Source organism: Microbacterium sp., assembly GCF_051953575.1.
GTDB lineage: Bacteria > Actinomycetota > Actinomycetes > Actinomycetales > Microbacteriaceae > Microbacterium.
In genome coordinates, this window is the sequence record NZ_JBQCIP010000248.1 from 63,534 (window position 1) to 83,951 (window position 20,418).

At 66.3% G+C, this 20,418-nt stretch carries 15 protein-coding genes; 5 read left to right on the forward strand and 10 right to left on the reverse strand.

Annotation, left to right across the window (positions count from 1 at the left end; genetic code table 11):
- Positions 1-45 precede the first annotated feature (45 nt).
- Both ACTHNQ_RS15500 and ACTHNQ_RS15505 read left to right on the forward strand, forming a co-directional pair.
- Positions 46-1,587: a bifunctional 3-(3-hydroxy-phenyl)propionate/3-hydroxycinnamic acid hydroxylase gene (locus ACTHNQ_RS15500; protein WP_440334806.1), complete on the forward strand. Its 1,542-nt coding sequence runs from the start codon at positions 46-48 to the stop codon at positions 1,585-1,587.
- Positions 1,584-2,720 (forward strand): alpha/beta hydrolase family protein, encoded by a 1,137-nt coding sequence (locus ACTHNQ_RS15505; protein ID WP_440334808.1) that lies wholly within the window; start codon positions 1,584-1,586, stop codon positions 2,718-2,720. Before ACTHNQ_RS15500 ends, ACTHNQ_RS15505 begins: the two co-directional genes overlap by 4 nt.
- A gap of 79 nt (positions 2,721-2,799) precedes the next feature.
- Here the strand turns inward: ACTHNQ_RS15505 and ACTHNQ_RS15510 are convergent, their stop codons facing one another.
- Both ACTHNQ_RS15510 and ACTHNQ_RS15515 read right to left on the reverse strand, forming a co-directional pair.
- Positions 2,800-4,125 (reverse strand): ROK family protein, encoded by a 1,326-nt coding sequence (locus tag ACTHNQ_RS15510; RefSeq protein ID WP_440334810.1) that lies wholly within the window; start codon positions 4,123-4,125, stop codon positions 2,800-2,802.
- Positions 4,126-4,469: 344 nt separating this feature from the next.
- On the reverse strand, positions 4,470-6,362 hold the full coding sequence (locus ACTHNQ_RS15515) for an FAD-dependent monooxygenase (protein ID WP_440334812.1): 1,893 nt from the start codon (positions 6,360-6,362) through the stop codon (positions 4,470-4,472).
- 154 nt (positions 6,363-6,516) lie between these two features.
- On the opposite strand from ACTHNQ_RS15515, the gene ACTHNQ_RS15520 reads away from it, so the two are divergent.
- On the forward strand, positions 6,517-7,224 hold the full coding sequence (locus ACTHNQ_RS15520) for an IclR family transcriptional regulator (protein ID WP_440334814.1): 708 nt from the start codon (positions 6,517-6,519) through the stop codon (positions 7,222-7,224).
- Positions 7,225-7,314: 90 nt separating this feature from the next.
- On the opposite strand, the gene ACTHNQ_RS15525 is transcribed toward ACTHNQ_RS15520, so the two are convergent.
- The 8 genes from ACTHNQ_RS15525 to ACTHNQ_RS15560 form a co-directional block, all read right to left on the reverse strand.
- Positions 7,315-7,710 carry a PLDc N-terminal domain-containing protein gene (locus ACTHNQ_RS15525; RefSeq protein WP_440334816.1) on the reverse strand — a complete coding sequence of 132 codons (396 nt, stop codon included), beginning with the start codon at positions 7,708-7,710 and terminating at the stop codon, positions 7,315-7,317.
- Positions 7,711-7,785: 75 nt separating this feature from the next.
- Positions 7,786-8,802 carry a sugar phosphate isomerase/epimerase family protein gene (locus tag ACTHNQ_RS15530; protein ID WP_440334818.1) on the reverse strand — a complete coding sequence of 339 codons (1,017 nt, stop codon included), beginning with the start codon at positions 8,800-8,802 and terminating at the stop codon, positions 7,786-7,788.
- A 15-nt stretch (positions 8,803-8,817) separates the two neighbouring features.
- Positions 8,818-9,999 carry a Gfo/Idh/MocA family protein gene (locus tag ACTHNQ_RS15535; protein WP_440334820.1) on the reverse strand — a complete coding sequence of 394 codons (1,182 nt, stop codon included), beginning with the start codon at positions 9,997-9,999 and terminating at the stop codon, positions 8,818-8,820.
- Positions 10,000-10,154: 155 nt separating this feature from the next.
- Entirely contained in the window at positions 10,155-11,585 is a 1,431-nt protein-coding gene (locus ACTHNQ_RS15540; RefSeq protein ID WP_440334822.1) for an MFS transporter, read from the reverse strand.
- Between the two features lie 75 nt (positions 11,586-11,660).
- On the reverse strand, positions 11,661-12,545 hold the full coding sequence (locus ACTHNQ_RS15545) for an intradiol ring-cleavage dioxygenase (RefSeq protein ID WP_440334824.1): 885 nt from the start codon (positions 12,543-12,545) through the stop codon (positions 11,661-11,663).
- A gap of 12 nt (positions 12,546-12,557) precedes the next feature.
- Entirely contained in the window at positions 12,558-13,622 is a 1,065-nt protein-coding gene (locus ACTHNQ_RS15550) for a maleylacetate reductase (RefSeq protein ID WP_440334825.1), read from the reverse strand.
- 30 nt (positions 13,623-13,652) lie between these two features.
- Positions 13,653-15,290: a thiamine pyrophosphate-binding protein gene (locus ACTHNQ_RS15555; protein WP_440334826.1), complete on the reverse strand. Its 1,638-nt coding sequence runs from the start codon at positions 15,288-15,290 to the stop codon at positions 13,653-13,655.
- A gap of 11 nt (positions 15,291-15,301) precedes the next feature.
- On the reverse strand, positions 15,302-16,510 hold the full coding sequence (locus ACTHNQ_RS15560; RefSeq protein ID WP_440334828.1) for an FAD-dependent monooxygenase: 1,209 nt from the start codon (positions 16,508-16,510) through the stop codon (positions 15,302-15,304).
- A gap of 313 nt (positions 16,511-16,823) precedes the next feature.
- On the opposite strand from ACTHNQ_RS15560, the gene ACTHNQ_RS15565 reads away from it, so the two are divergent.
- Together ACTHNQ_RS15565 and ACTHNQ_RS15570 are read left to right on the forward strand one after the other, a co-directional pair.
- On the forward strand, positions 16,824-18,128 hold the full coding sequence (locus ACTHNQ_RS15565; RefSeq protein WP_440334830.1) for an ABC transporter substrate-binding protein: 1,305 nt from the start codon (positions 16,824-16,826) through the stop codon (positions 18,126-18,128).
- Between the two features lie 98 nt (positions 18,129-18,226).
- On the forward strand, positions 18,227-20,230 hold the full coding sequence (locus ACTHNQ_RS15570) for a GMC family oxidoreductase (RefSeq protein ID WP_440334832.1): 2,004 nt from the start codon (positions 18,227-18,229) through the stop codon (positions 20,228-20,230).
- Positions 20,231-20,418 lie beyond the last annotated feature (188 nt).

Below are 20,418 nucleotides of genomic sequence, written 5' to 3' on the forward strand. Positions count from 1 at the left end.
AGCGAGTGTGCGGTGCCAGCAATTCCGCTCACCAAGGAGTCCAACATGGATGTTGCCACCTACGATGTCGCCGTTATCGGCTATGGGCCCACGGGGATGGCCGCCGCTGGACTACTCGGGAAGGCAGGCCATCGAGTTGTAGTCATCGAACGGTGGCCGACGCTGTATGGCTTGCCGAGGCTCACCCACATCGACGACCAGACGGCGAGGACGCTGCAGGAGATCTGCGACATCGATGAGGCGATGGCTGACGCGTCCCCCACCGTGTACGAATGGGTCAACGGGCAGGATCAGCTGCTGCTGTTCATCCCGACGCGAGACGGCGATCAAGGGTACCCGGAGCACAACTCGATCTACCAGCCCGACATCGAGGATGCGCTGGATAGACGACTGAGGACGCTGCCGAACGTCGAGATCCGGCAGGGATGGGTTGTCACCCACATTGAACAGAGCGCCGACGAAGTTGTCATCACTGCCGCACCGTTCGTCGACCGTCACGCCGACGTCTCGCGGGCAGAGAAGATTCGAGCGCGCTACGCAATCGGTGCCGACGGCAACAGGAGCCTCGTGCGAGACGCGACCCAGACCAGCATGACGACATACGACTTCAACGAGACCTGGGTTACCTTCGACGCCGAGTGGCTCCGTCCGATGCCCGACGAGTTTGCGATCGCGAAGCAGTACTGCGATCCCCGCCGGGGTCACATGTTCATGGGAATCGGGCACAACCGACAGCGATTCGAGTTTGCGATTCTTCCTGACGAGGATCCTGAGCAGTACGCGGACATCTCGGCCGGCTGGAAGTGGCTCGCGACAACGCACGGTCTCACGCAGGCGGATCTGCGCCCGCTTCGGTATCTTCGCTACAGCTTCACCGGGCGAGTAGCGGACCGGTGGCGCTTTGAGCGCATCTTCATTGCGGGCGATGCGGCGCATACCATGCCTCCGTACCTCGGCCAGGGCGCCTGTTCCGGCATTCGCGATGCGGCGAACTTGGCGTGGAAGCTCGACCTTGTGCTGAGAGGTGTAGCGGAAGCAGCACTCCTCGATACATACGAGGAAGAGCGTCGCCCGCACGCCGACTTCGTAGTGCGGTCAGCAATCGCTCTGGGGCGAGTGGCGAACACCATCGATCCCGCTGCTGCGGCCGCACGAGATCGGGCCTTCTTCGAAGGAAGCGCAGAGGGGCCCGAGCCGTTTCCTCGCCTCGTGGGCCGAGCTCTCCATGATGACCCGGCGTCAGGAGTCATGGCGCCACAGGGCGACGTCGTGATCGCTGGGCGTCGCGGACGGGGTGACGATGTTCTCGGTGCCGGTTTCCGATTGATCGCCCGGCGAACGGCAATCGGCGCGCTAGAAGCCGATGAGCGTGCGATCCTTGCAGAACTCGGCGCTCATGTGATCGATCTCGATGCGCTGCAGGACCTGACCGGCCGATACGAAGCACTTCTTCGGGAGGCGGGTGCCGCGGCTGCCCTTGTACGACCCGACCACATCGTCTACGGCGCCGCCACCGCCGACGACCTTAGTCTCCTGATCCGAAGCGCACGCGAGGCGTTTCAGCTTCGCGAGCCCGCCGTCGCATGACGCTTCATCCACTGGAGCGTGGCGTGCATGTGGGGCCTGGCGGAGCCTTGCCTGCACTGGAACAGCTTGACGGCAAATCGCGTGAGTGGCACGCTGCGATGCCGTATACCCGCCTCACGGACTATGGGATGGAGCCCGCGGATGCTCGCGAACTTCTCTGGCGCACCGCACGTGGCGAAAATTGGTCCCGCACGGCTCGCGCGATTGGCACCCGCCAGCTCGCTCGAGCGGATGGTGCACATGCACTCTCCCACGGCCGAACCGAGCTGGTCGCGGTTCAAGCCGGTGCAGCCGCGCTGAACATTGCTCAAATTCCGCTCAGCGTTGACACTGACCTGAAGCGCAATCTTTATTGGGAGTTCCAAGACGCAGTCGCCCGATATGCCGCAGTGAGAGGAGGTATGGAGCGCGTCTCTGTCCGCTACGCCGCCGCTGCGGTAGACGGATGGCTCGTGCTTCCACGAAGTGGCCCGCCCTATGGTGCGGTGGTGGCATGGGGCGGTCTCAGCGGCTGGGGTGCGGCCTACCTAGGGATCGCTGAAGAGCTCACCGCGCGCGGTATCGCCTGCCTGCTTGCCGAGGGACCGGGTCAGGGAACCACCCGACTCGAGTCGTCCATCTACGCCTCAGAAGAGACCTTGGGCGGGTACGCGCGTTTCGTTGATGTGCTCGAGACAGACCCACGCACGTGTAGCGCGCCCATTGGCATATATGGAAGCAGCATCGGCGGCATGATCGCAGCCCGTGTCGCATCCAGCGATCCTCGCATTCGCGCATGCGCGATCAACTGCGCGCCGGCTGCCGTGGACTTGCCGGATGCAGCCGGACCACGCGACCAGCTGCTGGCATTCATGGGACTCAGAGACCAGCCGGACGAAGCGCGCGAAGCCATTCGTCGCCTGAGCTTCGACCCACACCGCCACCAACTCGGATCGTCGCTCCTGGTGCTGCACGGCGGCGCAGACGCGCTCGTGGATCGAGGGACAGCCGGCCGGTTCATGCCGCCGAGGCCGACCGAAGAGTCCGCCGACTTCCTCAGTTGGCCGGACGGAGAACACACGCTCTACAACCACAGTCGCGAGCGCGACACGATCGTCGCAGACTGGTTTGCCGACCGGCTCTCCAAGCGCTGAGGCGAGACGTTCCACCTGCTGCTGCTACGGCCGCCCCGGCGCGGCGGCCGGGGCGAGACATCTTCGATGCTCGAGACTGCTAGGCCGGATTCTTGTGTAGCCGCGCGCCGTATACGGCCTCAAGGTCGTTGCGGGGCGACCCGCTCGGCAGCCACGAGACCATCGCATCGTGATGGAATATCCGTTCGGCGACCAGCCGACCGGCGCCAATGCGACCAATCTCTCGTTCGGCAACCGCCGGCATGATCCGCAAGTCCCGCAACGCAAGCGGAAGGCTCCGGCGGTAGACAACCCGCCGGACGGCGGCCAGAAAGAGGTCGCCTGTACCGGCTATCGAGCCCCCGATCGCCACTGCGGAGGGGTTGAAGAAGTTCACCAGCGAAGCCAGCATCTCGCCCACCACCCGGCCTGACCGACTCACCAGCTCGATGCACGTGGGGTCGCCGTTGAGCGCACCCTCCGCGATGTCGGCGGGTTGAATGTACCCGCGACTTTCGACGATCCGCGCGAGGAACTGGCTCTCTCCCGTGCTCGCTGCCAGTTCGCCGTCGCGTGCGAGCGCCCATCCGCCGGCGATCGCCTCGAGACAGCCTCTCTGACCACACCGGCAGACGACATCCTGGCTATCTGTGACCGCGACGTGACCCACATCCCCTGCCGCCCCATTAGCGCCACGATGCACGTGCCCTTCGGAGATGAGGCCCGCGCCGATCCCGGTACCTACCTTGACGTACAGGATGTTGTCAGTCGCGGCAAAGCTGTGCTGGTCCCATGTTCCAAGCGCATGGAGCTCACCCAGAGCCTTCAGATTTGCCTCGTTGTCTACGAAGACAGGCGCGCCGTATCGCTCCTCCATCCACGTGCGAATGTTAAAAAGGTGCCAGCCGGGCATGATCGGCGGTGCGATCGGACGGCCAGACAGAAAGTCCACAGGCCCCGGGATGCCGACGGCGATCCCCCAAATCGGTATCGGGCTTCCTTCCGACATCAATCCGTCGATTAGGTCGCTGACGAAGTTCATGGACTCATCCGGTCCTCGGGTGAGGTCCCAGTCCGCGTGGCTCTCTCCCACAACGGTCTGGGCGAGGTCCATGATCGTGACGCCGACGTGGAGGGTTCCGAACTCCACAGCAACAAACCGTCCGAGGTCCCCGCTAAAGCGCAACTGGCGCGGTTGGCGCCCGCCTGTCGATGGTGCGAGTTCTCCTTCCGCGAGATAGCCCATCTCGATTGCCTGGTCGACGCGCTGCGTCACGATCGTGCGTCCCAGGGCGGAGACTTGTCCGAGAGTCGGGCGGGTTGTCGCCTCTCCGGTTCGCACCAGGTTGATCAGCGTCACCAGGGGCTCGATCTGCTCTGGCGCGATCGGCCTCTCCAGCGTTTCCCTGGTGGACGAGATTTGCATCCTCCACAGGATATGTCGCTCATGGCCAAAAGTCATGCGCCGAGATCCTCGTGCGCCAAAGGCTATTGCATTCCCTACGCTCACCACCGGGGTCCCAGAGTCTACGATCGCGGACGGATCACTTCAGTCGCCAGCGCCCGTCAGGAACAGACTGGCCGCGGCTCCGGCTCGTATCCGAACCGCCCCGCCTTCGCGGGCAAGCTCCTAGGGTGTGGCTCTCACTGAACCCGAGGTGGAAAGACGAGCGACGTCGTCAGGCATCAACCCGTTCAGCTGCCCGGGGTCGGCAGCCGCGGAGAGTTTTGCGCGCTCGAACCACTGCAGGGGGCGGAGCGCAATGGCGATCACGAACCATCGCTTACCGTCATGACACCATCAAAGAATTCAGCGAGCCTCGTCGGCGCGTCTAGGGGAAGAACCGCGGCGACGTACTGATCCGGCCGCACAACGATCACCACGCCGTCGCGCGAGAGGCCGCGCTCCTCGAAGATGTCGCTGCTGCGCCACGGGTCGACTCCCGCCGCGTAGACCTTCTCCCAGTCGGTGAGCCCTAGGAAGCCTGTTCTCGGCGCGAAGATTTCTGGCACGCGGGCGAACTCGACGTCGTCGTATCGCTGCTGGTAGATCACCTTTACGTCGAACAACGCGTCAATGTCCGCCCCGGCGGGAGTGAAACGCCGCACGGGCGAATCCGGCGAGGCCATGAACGCGGCCCACTCGGAGAGGACGGATGCCTCGCCCGCGGCGGGCGCGTCGGCGAAGGCGTAGATCCTCCACCGGCCGTCCGCCTTGGCGTGATGGCCAAGATGAATGACGTTTCCGTCGCCGATCCGCGTGACCTGCGCTGACTTGAACCGCATACCGAGCGGGAAGCCTTCGGCCAGGGCCTGGTGCGCAGCATCTGTCACGATCATCGACTCGTCGTACTGCGTCATGAAGCCGGACGGAAACTCGGCGGTGCCGAGGTAGAAGGCGGCGAGCTCCTGCGGGTCGGAGATCTCTTCCGGCTTGCGCGCCATAAGCGCCGACCACTCGCGGTCGAAGTCGATCAGCTGCTGCGCGACCGGCTGACGCTCGGCGGAGTACGTCGACAGGAGAGACGCGGGACTGAGGCCGGTAAGGACGTGCCCGAGCTTCCATCCGAGGTTGAACCCGTCCTGCATCGACACGTTCATGCCCTGGCCGGCCTTCGCGCTGTGCGTGTGGCACGCGTCGCCGGTGAGGAAGACACGCGGGTCGTGTCCCTGGTCGACGTCGACATCGTCGAACTTGTCGGTGACGCGGTGGCCGACCTCGTAGACGCTGTGCCAGGCCACCTGCTTCACGTCGAGCGTGTACGGGTGGAGGATCTCGTTGGCCCTGCGGATGATCTCTTCGATCGGGGTCTGCCGCACGTGATGGTGGTCATCGGCCGGCACTTCGCCGAGGTCGATGTACATGCGGCTGAGGTAGCCGCCCTCGCGCGGGATGTGGAGGATGTTGCCGGCCTCCGAGTTGATGGCGCACTTGGTGCGCCAGTCCGGGAAGTCCGTGTTAACCAGCACGTCCATGACGCCCCACGCGTGGGCGGCGAACTGGCCGACGTGCTTGCGGCCGATGGCCTCGCGGACCCCGCTGCGGGCGCCGTCGCAGCCGACGACGTACTTGGCGCGCACCGTGCGCTCGGTCCCTGAGCCTGTCGAACGGCGCACCCGCACCTCGACCGGATACTCGCCCTCTCCGTGCACGGTGAGGCCGACGAACTCGATACCGTAGTCCGGCACGATCCGTCCCGGCCCCTTGGCGGCGGCCTCGGCGAAGTAGTCGAGCACGCGCGCCTGGTTCACGATCAGGTGGGGGAACTCGCTGATCTTGAAGGCGTAGTCCTCCGTCCGCGCGGTGCGGATGATGTTGCGCGGATTCTCGGGGTCGGGCCCCCAGAAGTTCATCCACGCGATGTTGTAGGCCTCGGCGATGATGCGCTCGGCGAACCCGAAGGCCTGGAACGTCTCGACGCTGCGCGGCTGGATGCCGTCGGCCTGCCCCAGCACGAGGCGGCCCTCGCGCCGCTCGATGACGCGCGTGGTGACACCCGGGAACTGAGACATCTGCGCGGCGAGCAGCATGCCCGCAGGGCCGGAGCCGACGATGAGCACGTCGGTCTCGTCGGGAAGCTCCGTCGGCCGATCGATGCCGGTGCCGGCCGCGTCCTGGACGCGCGGGTCGCCGGAGACGTAGCCGTGGTGGTGGAACTGCATCGGCCAGCATTCACTCTCTAGGGCCACTCAAGCTTCAACGCAAACAGCTTGCAGTCGCTGTCGAGCGGGTTCTATAATCGAACATGGCGTTCTACTATCGATTCGATATGTTACCGAACCGACTCTGTGCTCACAAGACGTGAAGGATTGTCCATTGCCCAGCAATGCCACAGCTCCCGCATCCCAGACCTTAAGCCGCGGAATTCGGATTCTCGAGATACTCGCGGATTCACGTGCGCCCCGCACGATCGATGAAGTCGCGCGTCGCCTCGGCGTACATCGATCTGTCGCCTATCGATTGGTGCGGACGCTGGAGGATCACGGACTGATCGCGCGCGAAGCTGACGGCCGCGTCGACCTCGGCGCTCGCATGGCCGCCCTCGCAGCCGGCGTCGCGCACGATCTGCAGGCGGAGGCACTTCCTCAGCTCACCTCCGCGGCGAACGAACTCGGCATGACGTGCTTTCTTTCCCTGATGGACCGCGACGAGTGCATCACGTTGACGAGCGTGGAACCGCGGCACGGCGTAGCGTCGGTCGCACAACGTCCTGGGACACGGCATCCCGTCACGGTCGGAGCGCCCGGCAAAGCAATCCTCTCGTTGCTTCCCGAGTCCTCGTGGCCCTCCGACATCGCCGAAGCACACCGAACGGAGGTCCGTGTCGTGAACGAGCGCGGATACGCGACGAGCCACGATGAGGTGATCGCGGGGCTGAGGTCGATAGCTGTACCGCTGCGGCTGCCGAAAGGCGAGCGAGCGGCCGTGGCCGTGGTGTATCTTTCGGACCCGCTCCCCGAAGCTGAGATCGCCGCCCGACTAACGCGTGTTGCGTCCGCTATCACGTCAGCGATCGGCGGGTAACGGTAACCGGGCAGAGGCGTATGCGCGGCGCGCGGGCCGCCCACGATGGCAACCAACCCGACCCGGGGTGCCGGGGCAAACGAGTCCCGGCTAGGCGCCGTAGTACCGGTTGCCCATGGCCTTGCTCTTGAGCGCGTCGAATTCCCCCTGCGTGATGGCTCCCGCCTCGAGCAGCTGCTTAGCCTGCGCGATGTCTTCGGCCGGGCTTGTGGACGCCGCAGGGCGGTAGTCATCCGACTCGGACACGGCAATCCGCGCCTGGCTCTGCTGCGTACGACGTGCCATTCCCCGGCCACGGGCAACCACATAGACGAGAGCGGTGAGGAACGGGACGAACACGAGGGCGACAAGCCACAACGCCTTGAGCCAGCCATTCAACTCGTGGTCTCTGATCAGGTCCGTGATGATCGCGATCACGACGTAGAGATAAGCGATGAAGTAGAAGCACCAGAGCAGGAACCAGAAGAAGTCTCCGAACAGGAACATTGGTGTCTCACCTTTCGATCTGCGAGGTGGTGCCGGCGGACCGCGAGGCCGGTTGCTCACGGCCCGCCGGGGCTCTCAATGGTTGTCGTCCGTTTTAGTGGAGAATGCGGCGTCGAACGCCGCGGCCGGGGGCGTGATGGCGTTGAGCTTGCGTACGAACTCGATCGCCTCGGGAGCGCCGTGCAGGCGGTCCATGCCGGCGTCCTCCCACTCGATGGAGGTGGGTCCGTCGTAGCCGATGGCGTTGAGCGCGCGGAACAGCGGCTCCCACGGCACCGCGCCGTGCCCGGTCGACACGAAGGTCCAGCCGCGACGCGGATTCGCCCACGGCAGGTGCGACCCGAGCACGCCGTTGCGGCCGTCGAGGTTGGTGATGGACTCCTTCACGTGGACGTGGAAGATGTCGTCCGCGAAGTCGAGGACGAACGCCACCGGGTCGAGCTGCTGCCACATGAAGTGCGACGGGTCGAAGTTCAGACCGAAGCTCTTGCGGTGGCCGATGGCGTCGAGCGTCGCCTTCGCGGTCCAGTAGTCGTACGCGATCTCGCTGGGGTGCACCTCGAGGCCGAACCGCACACCCACCTCTTCGAACACGTCCAGGATCGGGTTCCATCGGTCGGCGAAGTCCTGGTATCCGGCGGCGATCCACTCGTCGGAGGCTGGCGGGAACATCGCGACGGCCTTCCAGATCGACGATCCCGTGAAGCCGTTCACGGTCTTCACGCCCAGCTTCGCGGCGAACCGGGCGGTGTTCTTCATGTCCTCCGCGGCACGCTGACGCACGCCTTCCGGCTCGCCGTCGCCCCACACGCGCGCGGGCAGGATGTCGCGGTGCCGGGCGTCGATGGGGTCGTCGCAGACCGCCTGGCCGGTGAGGTGGTTCGAGATCGCCCACACCTTCAGGCCGTTGCGCTCGAGGATGTCCTTGCGGGACTGCACATACTCGTCGTCGTCCCACCGGGACACGTCGATATGGTCGCCCCAGCAGGCGATCTCGAGGCCGTCGAAGCCCCACTCGCCGGCAAGCCTGGCGACCTCCTCGAACGGCAGATCGGCCCACTGGCCCGTGAAGAGGGTGATCGGACGAGGCATTGTCATAGCTCCTGATTACGCGGCGACCCAGGCGTCTGCACCGACGGGGACCCAGGTCGAGTCCTTTCGCGAGCTCTCTTCGACGGCGGCGAGGACGCGCTGCACGCTGAGCCCCTCGGCGAACGTCGAGTGTGGGTCGGTGCCTTCGGCGATCGCCGTCACCAGGTCGACGACCTGGTGGCTGAACCCGTGCTCGTAGCCGAGCATGTGACCGGCGGGCCACCACGCGGCGACGTACGGATGCTGCGCCTCGGTCACGAGGATGCGCGTGAAGCCCTGCGTGGCCTCGGACGCCGTGCGGTCGTAGAACCACAGCGTGTTGAGGTCTTCCAGGTCGAAGCGCAGAGCGCCCTTGTCACCGGACACCTCGATCGACAGCGCGTTTTTGCGGCCGGTGGCGAACCGCGTCGCTTCGAACGACACCAGCGCGCCGTTGGAGAGGCGTCCGGTGAACATCGCCAGGTCATCGACCGTGACGTCCCCAAGCTTCCCGCCCGCGACGCCGGTGAAGCCGACCCGTTCGCCCAGCACCGGACGCTGCTTCACGATCGTCTCGATGATCCCTGACACGGCCTCGACCTGCAGTCCGGTGACGAACTGCGTCATGTCGACGATGTGCGCGCCGATGTCGCCCAGAGCACCCGAACCGGCGTGCTCCTTCTGCAGACGCCAGCCGAGCGGCAGTTCCGGGTCGACGAGCCAGTCCTGCTGGTAGGCCGCTCGCACCTGCTGCACTCGCCCGACCTTCCCCGACGCGATGAGCTGGCGCAGGAAGGTCACCGCGGGGACCCGGCGGTACGTGAAGCCCACCATCGCTTTGGCGCCGCGCTCAGCCGCGCGTTCGGCGGCGGCCAGCATCGCCTCGGCTTCTTCGACGGAGTTCGCCAGCGGCTTCTCGCACAGCACGTGCTTGCCGGCCTCCAGGGCGGCGATCGCGATCTCGGCATGGGAGTCGCCCGGCGTCACGATGTCGACGATGTCGATGTCGTCGCGCGCGATGACCTCGCGCCAGTCGGTCGCCGACTCCACCCAGCCCCATTGAGCCGCGGCATCCGCCACCGCCTGGGCGTTGCGCCCCACCACGACGGCCATCTCGACGTCCTCGGGCAGCGAGAACACGTGGGGGGCTTGGCGCCACCCGACGGAGTGCGCGGCGCCCATGAAGCCGTAGCCGATCATCGCAACGCGAAGAGTCATCTCTGTTAACCTCTCTCGACCGGCACTGCGATCGGTGGGACGGAACGGGCGGGAAGATAGCGCCGGTGCGGACGCGCTATCCGCAGGCCGTGGCCAGCGTAGGGCCGGGTTGCGGCCCCCGAGGGGTGAGGTTCACTGAATGAACACCAACTGGGTTAGACGATCGACTCCGGTGCAGCCAACGGTTCATCCGGGATTGGCCTCGTGCGCGGAATGAAGGTCGTGAGCACGGCGCTCAGCGCCGCGACGCCGATGACGATGAGGATCGCAGCGCGGTACGCCTCGGCACTGGGAACGATCAGCTGACCGTAAACGAGAGTGTTCGCGCTGAGGACCGCGGCAAGGACCGCCGCGGCGCTGCTGGTGCCGAGCGATCGCATCACCGCGTTGAGTCCGTTCGCTGCGCCGGTCTGCGAAGCGGGCACAGAGCGGTTGATGAGAGCAGGCATCGCCGCGAAGGCAAGGCCCGCGCCTATGGCGGCGCCGATGTTGAGGATGCACACGTGCCACACCGACAGCTGGAGAAACGCGGCCGTCAGGTAACTGCCGCCGACGACGGCCGCCCCCGCGAGCAGAAGCCGCTTAGGCCCGATCGTGCGCTCGAACCGGCCGGCGACAAAGGAGGTTCCGACAGCGAAGAAACCCGAGGGCATCATGATCAGACTCGCTTCGAACAGGCTCAGTCCAAGACCGCCCGCCCCCTCCGGCTGCTGCAGTAGGCGCGGGAAGATGATGTTGCCCGCGAACATGGAGAAGCCCATCCCTATGGACGCCACATTCGTTAGCAGCACTGGCCGCCGGGCGGTGACACGAAGGTCCACGAGCGGGTTCGACCGCCGCAGCTCGAACCAGCCCCAGAGCAGCAGTGCGAGCACCCCGCCCAAGAGCGGAATAACGATGGTGGGCGTCAGCCATCCCCACTCATTGCCCCGCGACATGGCGACGAGCACCCCCGTGAGGCCGAGCGCGAGACCCACGGCGCCGGCGAGGTCGAATTTGCCACCGGACCGGCGGGTGCGTATCGGCACCGTCAATCGCACGAGGAGGAAGCACACCGCGGCAAGGCCAGCTCCGACCCAGAAGATGGCGTGCCAGCCGACGTGCTCGGCTAGGTACGCACTGATCGGCTGTGCGAGCGAGCTGCCGAGGCCCACGGAGGCGGTGACGAGCGCCGTGGCGGCGCCGAGCTCTCGCGCCGGAAGGATGTCGCGGAGGATGGATACCCCGAGAGGGATGACCGCAAGGCCCGCGCCCTGGAGCGCACGTGCGAACAGAACTGCTCCCAGCGTCGCCGCGAGGGCGGCGATCACTGAGCCCATCAGCACCAGTCCCAGGAGGACGAGGATCATCAGTCGCTTGCCGTACATATCGCCGAGCTTCCCGGCAATGGGGGTCACGACGGCCGACACCAGGAGCGTCACGGTCACGATCCATGCAGTGTCGCCTGCGGACGCGTTCAACAGCAGCGGCAGTTGCGGCTGCAGCGGGATGACCATCGTCATCATAAAGGAGCCCGTAACGCCTGCGCTCGCAAGGACCGCCGTGACGACTCCGTTGGGGAACGTGCGCGGCTGAGTTCCCCGCATCACAGGAGATCACTGCCCTCGACCGGGCCTCGTTCGGGTTGGTCTTGAGGTGCGGTGAGTGGCTGAGGCACCGCGTTACTCGGCCGGCGCGAGAACGATGTCGAAGCGCACGTCACTCCAGGGCCCTCCTGGCTGACGACCATCGGGGGTGCGCTCCTCCGCCGCGTGACGGTGGAAGTCCTTGATGAGGGACTCCTTCACGCCGAAGACGGTGTCTTTCCAGCCGATTTCATCACCCCGCACGAAGATGTGTGTGACGAGCCGGCGGTAGCCTGGGGCGGTCACCATGAAGTGCAGGTGGGACGCCCGCATCGGGGACCGCCTCACCGCTTCGAGCATGGCTCCGACGGGACCGTCGTGAGGAATCGGGTACGGAGTGGGAGTGAGCCCCCAGAAGTCGTAGTGCCCGTCGTCGTTTGTGAAAAGGTGTGCCCGGGCAGCTGTCCGACCGTCGGAGTACTGAACGTCGTAGAAGCCGTCTTCATCCGCTTCCCATACCTCGATGCGTGCGCCGGGGATCGGGTTGCCCGCGGTATCCCGCACGCTGCCACTGACCCAGCACGGTTCCCCGGACGCGCCGAAGGCCATGTCTCCACCGATCGGGATCTCCGGTGCGTCTTCGATAAAGAACGGCCCGAACACCGTGGCCTCGGTGGCATCGCCCTGCGCTTCGTTGTTGACGCCGATGACCTGCATCGAGATTCCGAGGACGTCGGATAGCAGGATGAACTCCTGGCGCTTGTCATCGGTGATGTGGCCGACCGCGGTGAGGAAGGCGATGGCAGCATCCCACTCCTCTTCAGTCAATCGCACTTCGCGGACGAACGCGTGGAGGTGGCGCACGAGGGCCTGCATCAGCTCTCGCAGCCGCGGGTCGGGGGTCTCCGCGAACGACGCCACGACAGTTTCGATGAGTGCTTGTTCGCGGGCGGTCTGTTCGTCGCTGACGGTGCGGGTCATGACAGCACCTCTCTACTCGATGGGGTCGCCGGCCCAGGCGGCGTGCAGCAGCGTCTCTAGATCCGCTACCGTGACAGGCCGCGGGTTGGAGGCGGGAATCGCGGGCAGGATAATCTCGACAGCCGCGGGGATTGCGCTTTCGTCCAAGCCGAGCTCCTGCAAGGAGCGGGGCGCGTCGATGTCGTGCCGCAGGCGATACAGACCACCGCCGGGCGAGGTGTCGCCGCCGAGAGCACTGGCCACGCGGTCTGCCGCGTCGGGCGCGAAGGGGGCGTTGAACGCTGTGACGTAGCCGATCACCACGGAGTGCGTCTCGGCGTGCGGAAGGTTGTAGGTGCCGCCGAGCGCGTGGCAGATCTTGTGATGCATGCCCGACCCAGCGGAGGCAAAGGCGACCGCCGCCAGGTATGCGCCGTACAGCGTCTGCTCTCTCGCCTCGAGGCTGTCGGGCTCGCGGTGGAGCTGCCGAAGTCCCGGGAGGAGTGCGCGCAGACCTTCCGTGCCAAGGGCGCGGTTGATCGGATCCGCTCGGGGAGCCCAGAATCCGTCGATGGCGTGTGCGACCGCGTTGAGCGCGCTGGACATCGCGAGCGTAGCGGGCATCGTCGCCATCAGGCTGGCATCATAGACCACGACTCGAGGCAGCACGTTGTCGTCGACGCCGGTCGTCTTGCGCTCTCCCTCGGTCTGACCCCACACGTTGGTGGCCTCTGAACCGGCGAAGGTGGTCGGGACAGCCACGATCGGCAGACCGGTCTCCCGGGCTACGATCTTCGCCAATCCCGTCGAGGAGCCGCCGCCGATGGTCAGAACCACGTCCGCGCCGGTGGCTCGTGCGCGCGCGACGGCATCCTCGGCGTTCTCGACGGGGACGTGTTGCACGATGTCGTGGATACGATCCACGACCGGTGCCGTCGCCGCGATTTCATCGGCCAGCTCTAGTGTGAACCGGTCCGCTATGAGGAGGACTCGGCTTGCGTCGAGACCGGTCAGCGCAGCGAGGGTGTTCCGCGCTGCAGCACCGGTGCCGAACAGGACGCGCTGACCTAGCGTGCTGTGGTCGAACTCAATGGCCATGGGCTCACTCCGCTCTGGATGGGGCGCGACTCAGTGCGCACGGAAAGCTTCCTGCAGCCGCTCGGAGCGAACGGCGGGGTTGACCCGACAGTCGAGCACGAGCGTTCCCCGGCCGGCCGACTCCCACGCCGCGAGGGCTTCGTCGATGTCGGAGACGGAGTGTACGACTGCTGAGCTCGCTCCGAAGGCGGAGGCTATGCCGGCGATATCACGCGTCCCGAACGTCACATGATCGGTCTCGAAGCCCATCGGCTGAAAGTGGTGAACCTCTGCGCCATACGCGCCGTCGTTGTACACGACGACGACCACGTCGCGCCGCTGCGCGGTGAGGGCGTCGAGCTCACCGAGCTGCATGAGCGTTCCACCATCCCCGATGAATACGACAGAAACACGGTCGGGCCGCGCCACGGCCGAACCCAGGGCGACCCCGAGTGCGACGCCCACCGACTGGAAGCCCTGAGCCGCCACGAATCCCTGCGCGTCCGGAACGCGGATGAACGCGGTGGGCCACCAGTGGTGATGCCCGCTGTCGTAGGTGACCGTCCGCTCCAGTGGAAGGAGCCGATCGAGTTCGACGACCAGCGAGCGCGGGTCGATGAGCCCGTCCGCTTCGACCGGCTCGAACTCATCCGCGGCCACGAATCCCTGCAGTTCCCGCAATTCATCGGAGCCCCGGAAGCCATCGCTTTCGTAGCCCCGCCGCTCCAGCTCGTGCAGCAAGGCCGCTGCCGTTCGCCCAGCATCGCCGATCAGGCCCAGTCGCACCGGGCCGTTTACGCCGATGGCACCTTCCTCAGTGTCGATCTGGATCACCTTCGACCGGTCGATCAGGGTTCCGTGCATGGCGGTCCACTGGTTGATCGTCGCGCCGAACGAGATGACGACGTCGGCCTTCGGCACGATGCGCGGAACGATTTCAGAGGAGAACCCGCCGCAGACACCGACGCTGCGGTCGTTGCCCACGAAGAAGCCGTTGGCGACCAGCGAGGTGCCGTACAGCGCTCCGATCCGCTCTCCCAGCGCCTCGATCTCGTTGCGCGCGTCGGCTAGGACGGCGCCGCGGCCCGCGAGGATGAACGGTCGCTTACTCCGCTCGATGATGTCTGCGGCCGCCGCGATGTCGGCGGACGCGGGGCGGCTCAGCGGAGTATTCGGCGAGGCCGGCGGCGCCGGTTCGGTCCATTCGATCTCCTCCACCTGGACGTCGGTTGGGATTCCGACGACCACGGGGATGCGGAATTTCTGCGCTTCGGCCATCGCCCGAGAGATGACACTGATGGCGTCCTCTGACCGGACTACCCGGTGCACGCGAGCTCCGGCGGCAGCCGCGAACGCTGCCAGGTCGATGGTCTGGTTGACCTGAAGTCCGCGTCCGGTCTCGCCTGCCAGCAGCAGCACCGGCTGACGTTCGCGGACGGCATGCGTCAGCGTGGTCAGCGTGTTCGTCACCCCCGGCCCCTGGTGGACCGACGCGATTCCCAGCCGGCCGGTGACCTGGGCGTACGTGGCGGCCGCGGCCACCGCGGCGGACTCGTGCCTGACCCACACGAAGCGGCCACCGAAGTCGCGAGCGAATGTGTCGGTGAAGATGAAGTTGCCGCTGCCGAGCAGGCCGAAGATCGTGTCGTGACCTTCCGCGGCCAAAAGTCGGGCGATCTGTTCCGCCACCGGCTGAGTTGTCACTTGCGTACCGCCTTCGTGTCGTTCGTCAAGACTGCCTGCTCGGGGTCATACCCGTAGATCCATCCGTTGGCGAGGAGTGGATCCTCCTCCACGAACTCGAGATCGCGCGCGATCTGTTCGGGGCCGTCGGGAAGATGGTTGATCTCCGCCCGCGCGTGGCTGATCTGCTGCAGGCGGGTGGTGCGCTCGATGCGCAGCGACTCGTAGCGCTGGAGAGCCCGCTCGGGGTTGGCGAGGTCGTCCTTGAGGCAGAGGGCGACCACGGCGGCGTCTTCCATCGACTGCGCGGCGCCCTGCGCGAAGAACGGGAACATCGGGTGGGCGGCATCGCCCAGAAGGGTAACCGTGCCGCGGCTCCACTGCTCCAGGGGAGCGCGGTCCAGCAACGCCCACCGGCCGGGCTTGTTCGCCGCGCGGATCAGTTCGGTGAGGCGAGGATCCCAGCCTTCGAACTCCGCCAGGAACTCGTCGACCGTGGCCGTCGCCGTCCACGACTCGATGGCCTCGGTCGAAGGGGCGAACGCGACCACGTTGACGAGATCACCGCCCGACACCGGGTAGTGCACCAGGTGCCGGCCGGGGCCGATCCACAGAGTCTGGGCGGGGCGCAGCGCGAACTCGGGGGCGCTTTCGGCAGGGACGAGCGTCCGGAAGGCCGCCATGCCCGAGTAGGTCGCGGGGCCGGGAGTGGCGATGAAGGGACGGACGGCGGAGTGGATGCCGTCTGCGCCGATCAGTATGTCGGGACGGATCACCTCGCCGTTCTGGAAGCGGACTATCGGCCGGCCGTCCTCGAGCGCGACCTCCACAGCGCGCATGCCGAGCCGGGTGATGCCTTTCGGAACTGCCGCGGCGACGGCATCGAGAAGGTCGGCGCGGTGGACGGTGTACGTATGCTCGCCGTACAGCTCCTTGCACGCGGGATCGAGATTCTCCGACGAAAGGACCGTCCCGTCGGCCCACCGGCGGAACTCCCAACCCGACTCCAGGCGCACCGCACGGGTGAGGAGCTGGTCCAGGACGCCGAGGCGACGTAGCAGCCGCGCAGCGTTGGGTGCCACAACGAGCCCCGCGCCGATCTCGCTGATGGCGGATGCCTGCTCATACACGGTGCTGGTGAGGCCTGCGCGCTCAAGGAAGGCGGCCGCAGCCATGCCTCCGATCCCACCGCCAATGATTGCTATCTCGGGGTTCGAGCGGGTCATCTGGTCCTCCGATGCGTGTCGTGCTCTGCGGCCTCAATGGTCGTCGGATCCGACCGACTCACCACATCGAAGTTCGTTGAACGAACATCGCGGCGCGGGGGATGATCTACCGAGGGCATTGTGGTTTTCCGGTAGGCCACAGCATCGAGCAAAGACTCGGAGAGTCGACACTTTTGCGGAGGTAGGGCTTCTTTACCCCCTCAGATCATCACGAATCCGTAAATGTGTAGACACAATGAGCATCTCGATCTATGGTTGCCGCAAGTCCGGGAGACCCTGCCCGGCAAGAGATCGGCGAGGAGGCCGAAGCGACATGACCAAGAGACAGCAACTCATCGCTTTCGCCGGCGTGGTGACGACGGTCGCCCTGCTGGCAGGATGCTCGGGTGGCGGCGGCAGCGACGCGGAGCCGACCAGTGAGCCCACCTCCACCGGCGGAACTGTCACGTTCGCCGCGCAGACGCAGGAGCAGGCGGTCTGGGAGCAGCTCATCGCCTCGTTCGAGGAGCAGTACCCCTCCTACACGGTGAACGCCACCTTCACCCCCAACGATCAGTTTGCGCAGCTGATTCAGACGCAGTATCAGGCGGGTCAGGCTGCGGACGTCATTCAGGTGACGCCAGGGACCGGCGGCGGGCTCGCCGGCCTCTCCCTCGCGGAGGACGGGCGCCTCGCGGACCTCGATGGCCAGCCCTGGATCGAAGAGGTTCCTGAAGGCCTCAAGCCGCTGATCACTCTCGACGACAAGACCTACGTCCTGCCGACCGCGATCGCGCCCTACTTCGTCGCATACAACCCGGACATCTTCGACGAGCTCGGGCTTGATGTCCCGACGACGTTCGACGACCTTCTCGACGCCTGCGGAACTGTCAAGGATGCGAACCTCATCCCCATCGCCCTCGCCGGAGCTTCATACAGCAACGTGAACATCACGCTGCAGACGCTCGCCTCGAACAACGTCGACGGTCCGAGCCCGGACTGGACCGACGAGCGGTACGCCGACGAGACCACCTTCGAGGACAGCAAAGAGTGGCAAAAGGTGCTCAAGGACTTCCAGAAGATGATCGACGCCGGCTGCTACGCCCCCGACGCTGCCGCCGTCGCAGCACCGGTCCACTCGCAGCAGTTCGGTGCGGGCCAGGCCGCCATGTACGTCATGCCGGCGCAGGCGCTGTCGATCGTGGCGGCGAACTCGACGCCCGACCTCAAGGTCTCCACCTTCCCGTTCCCCGGTGACTCCGAGAAGAACACCTGGATCCCCACGGCCTCGGGCATCGGCGTCGTCGTGAACGCCGACGCGAAGGATGTCGCGGCCGCCAAGAAGTTCGTCGAGTTCCTCGGCGAGCCCGAGCAGCGCATCGCGTACTCGGAAGAGAGCGGCGGCATCGCCTGGGCCGCCGGCGAGAACGGCGAGGACGTGATCCCCGAGGTTCTCGAGCCGCTGCGTGACATCCTCGCCTCTGACCACGCGCCGGCGCCTGGCTATCTGCTGTGGCCCGGTGCGGGTGTCGCCCAGCAGCTCGCCACAAGCGCCCAGGGACTGCTCACCGGTCAGAAGAGCATCGATCAGGTGCTTCAGGACACGGATGCGGCCTGGGACCAGGCGGCGAACCAGTAGGTCATTACGGAGGGGCTGCTCGCATGGATGCATGCGGGCAGCCCCTTCCCTTTTGCTGCGAGGCGAAGTAGGCGAACGGCAGCAGCCGAAGGGTGCGCATGGTGTTGCAGAATCTCGATGGCGAGCGACTCGCCTCGCTACTCAACGGCTTCATCCCGGCCGACGACTTCCCGTCGGCCGTCGAGGCAGGCGCGCTCGACTTCCTCGAGAACGCGCTGGCGGAGCGACCCGATTGGCTAGTGCATGTCGAAGGCGCGCTGGCCGGTGAGCCTACGGACCTCGAGTGGCTCAGCAATCTCGTGCAGATCGGCTACTACGCCGACCCGTCGCAGGGCGGCAACCGCGAAGCGGCCAGCTGGCAGATGGTCGGATGGAAGCCGGGCCCCCCAGGCTGGCCGCCGGCCGAACGGGAGGCGCTGCTGCCATCAACGCGTCGCCTTGGGGACCTGGGTGACTCGTACGACGCGGTGGTTATCGGGTCGGGAGCCGGAGGCGGACCCGTGGCTGCCGTGCTCTCGGAAGCAGGGTTGGCCGTGCTCGTCGTCGAGCGCGGGGACGCTCCCGGCGCTCGGTATCTGAGCGAAGATCACCTGCGCAACGCGAGAGTGAACTTCGGGTTCCAGGACCGCACCCTGCCTCTGGACATCGAAGAACCTCGCATCGTCGAGGGAAGGGGCACCGTGCCGTCGGAGCTCCGCTGGGGTGCGAACGCGATGACGTTCGGTGGCGGCACGCGCATCTACGGCGCGCAGGCATGGCGATTCGACCCGATCGACTTCCGCATGGCTACGCACTACGGCGTGCCCGACGAAAGCTCGCTCGCGGACTGGCCGATCAGCTACGAGGAGCTCGCGCCGTGGTACTCCCTCGCGGAGCGGTCCTTCGGCGTCGCCGGGCAGGTCGACAAACGCCACGGTCCACTTCGCGAGCCCTACCCGATGCGGCCCGCGCTCCGCACGCGCCCCGGACACCGCCTCGCCGTCGGCGCCCGGCAGCTGGGCTGGGACACACTACCGGTGCCACTCGCCATCAACTCTGTCCCCTACGGCGGCCGAGACGCCTGCGTCCGTTGCGCGCAATGCGTCGGCTTCGCCTGCCCGGTGGACGCGAAGGCCGGAAGTCAGAACACGTTCCTCATGCGAGCGCAGGCGACACGTCGGTGCGATTTCGCCCGCCTGACGCGAGCCGTCCGCATCCACGTGAACGCTGCCGGCATCGCGACGGGAGTCACGCTCGTCGATCAGCCAACGGGGGCACGTCGTGAGGTCCGCGCCGGCCTCGTGATCGTGTCGGCCGGGGCCGTCGAGACTGCACGGCTTCTCCTCGCCAGCGCGACCGATGCCGATCCGGCTGGCTTGGGCAATCGAACTGGTCAGGTGGGTCGTCATCTGCAGGGCCACCTCTACGCCGGCGCCCTTGGGGTCTTCGACGACGACCTGAACGACTTCCGTGGCCCCGGTCCCCAGATCGCCACGACCAGGTTCCGGCACGACAACGCAGGGCTGATCGGCGGCGGAATGATCGCCAACGAGTTCGTGCCGACACCGGTGAGCACGTACGCGATGCTCCGCGCTGCCGGCCTGTTGCCACCCTGGGGCCTCGCCGCCAAGCGGGCCATGCGCACCCTGACGAAAAGGGTGCACCGTGTGATCGGACCCGTGCAAGAGGTCCCCAACCCCGCCTCACGCGTCGAACTTGACTGGACGCAGCGTGACCACGCCGGGATGCCCGTCGTCCGCTTGTCGGGCGCGAACCATCTCGAGGACCGCCGCATGCAGGCGTTCCTCACCGAGCGCGCATCCGAATGGCTCACCGCCAGCGGCGCGCACACCACGGTCGGCTGGACGACACGGCCGCCAGGGTGGGGACCCAGCGTCGGCCAGCACCAAGCCGGCACAGCGCGCATGGGCGCGGACCCTGCGACGTCTGCGACGGACCCTAATGGACGGGTATGGGGGCACCCTAACGTGCTGGTAGCGGACACCTCGCTGCACGTGACGAACGGCGGCGTCAACCCGATGCTCACGACGATCGCGCTCGCGCTCCGAGTTGCACACCACGCCGCGGGTTCCTCCCCTGCGCCGCCTACCCCATCCTCCTAAGAGTCGACACTTATAGGCCCGAATCGACGTTTTAGCCGACTAACGTTACCGTTAGGCCCGACAGTGTGGACAGCTGCTCATTTTGCGGCTAGCATTGAGGACGTACCCGCGATCGGCGATATCGCTTGAACGGGCACAATGCACACGCGATTCGGCAAGGAGGCCGCGGCCAAAGATGACCTACACAC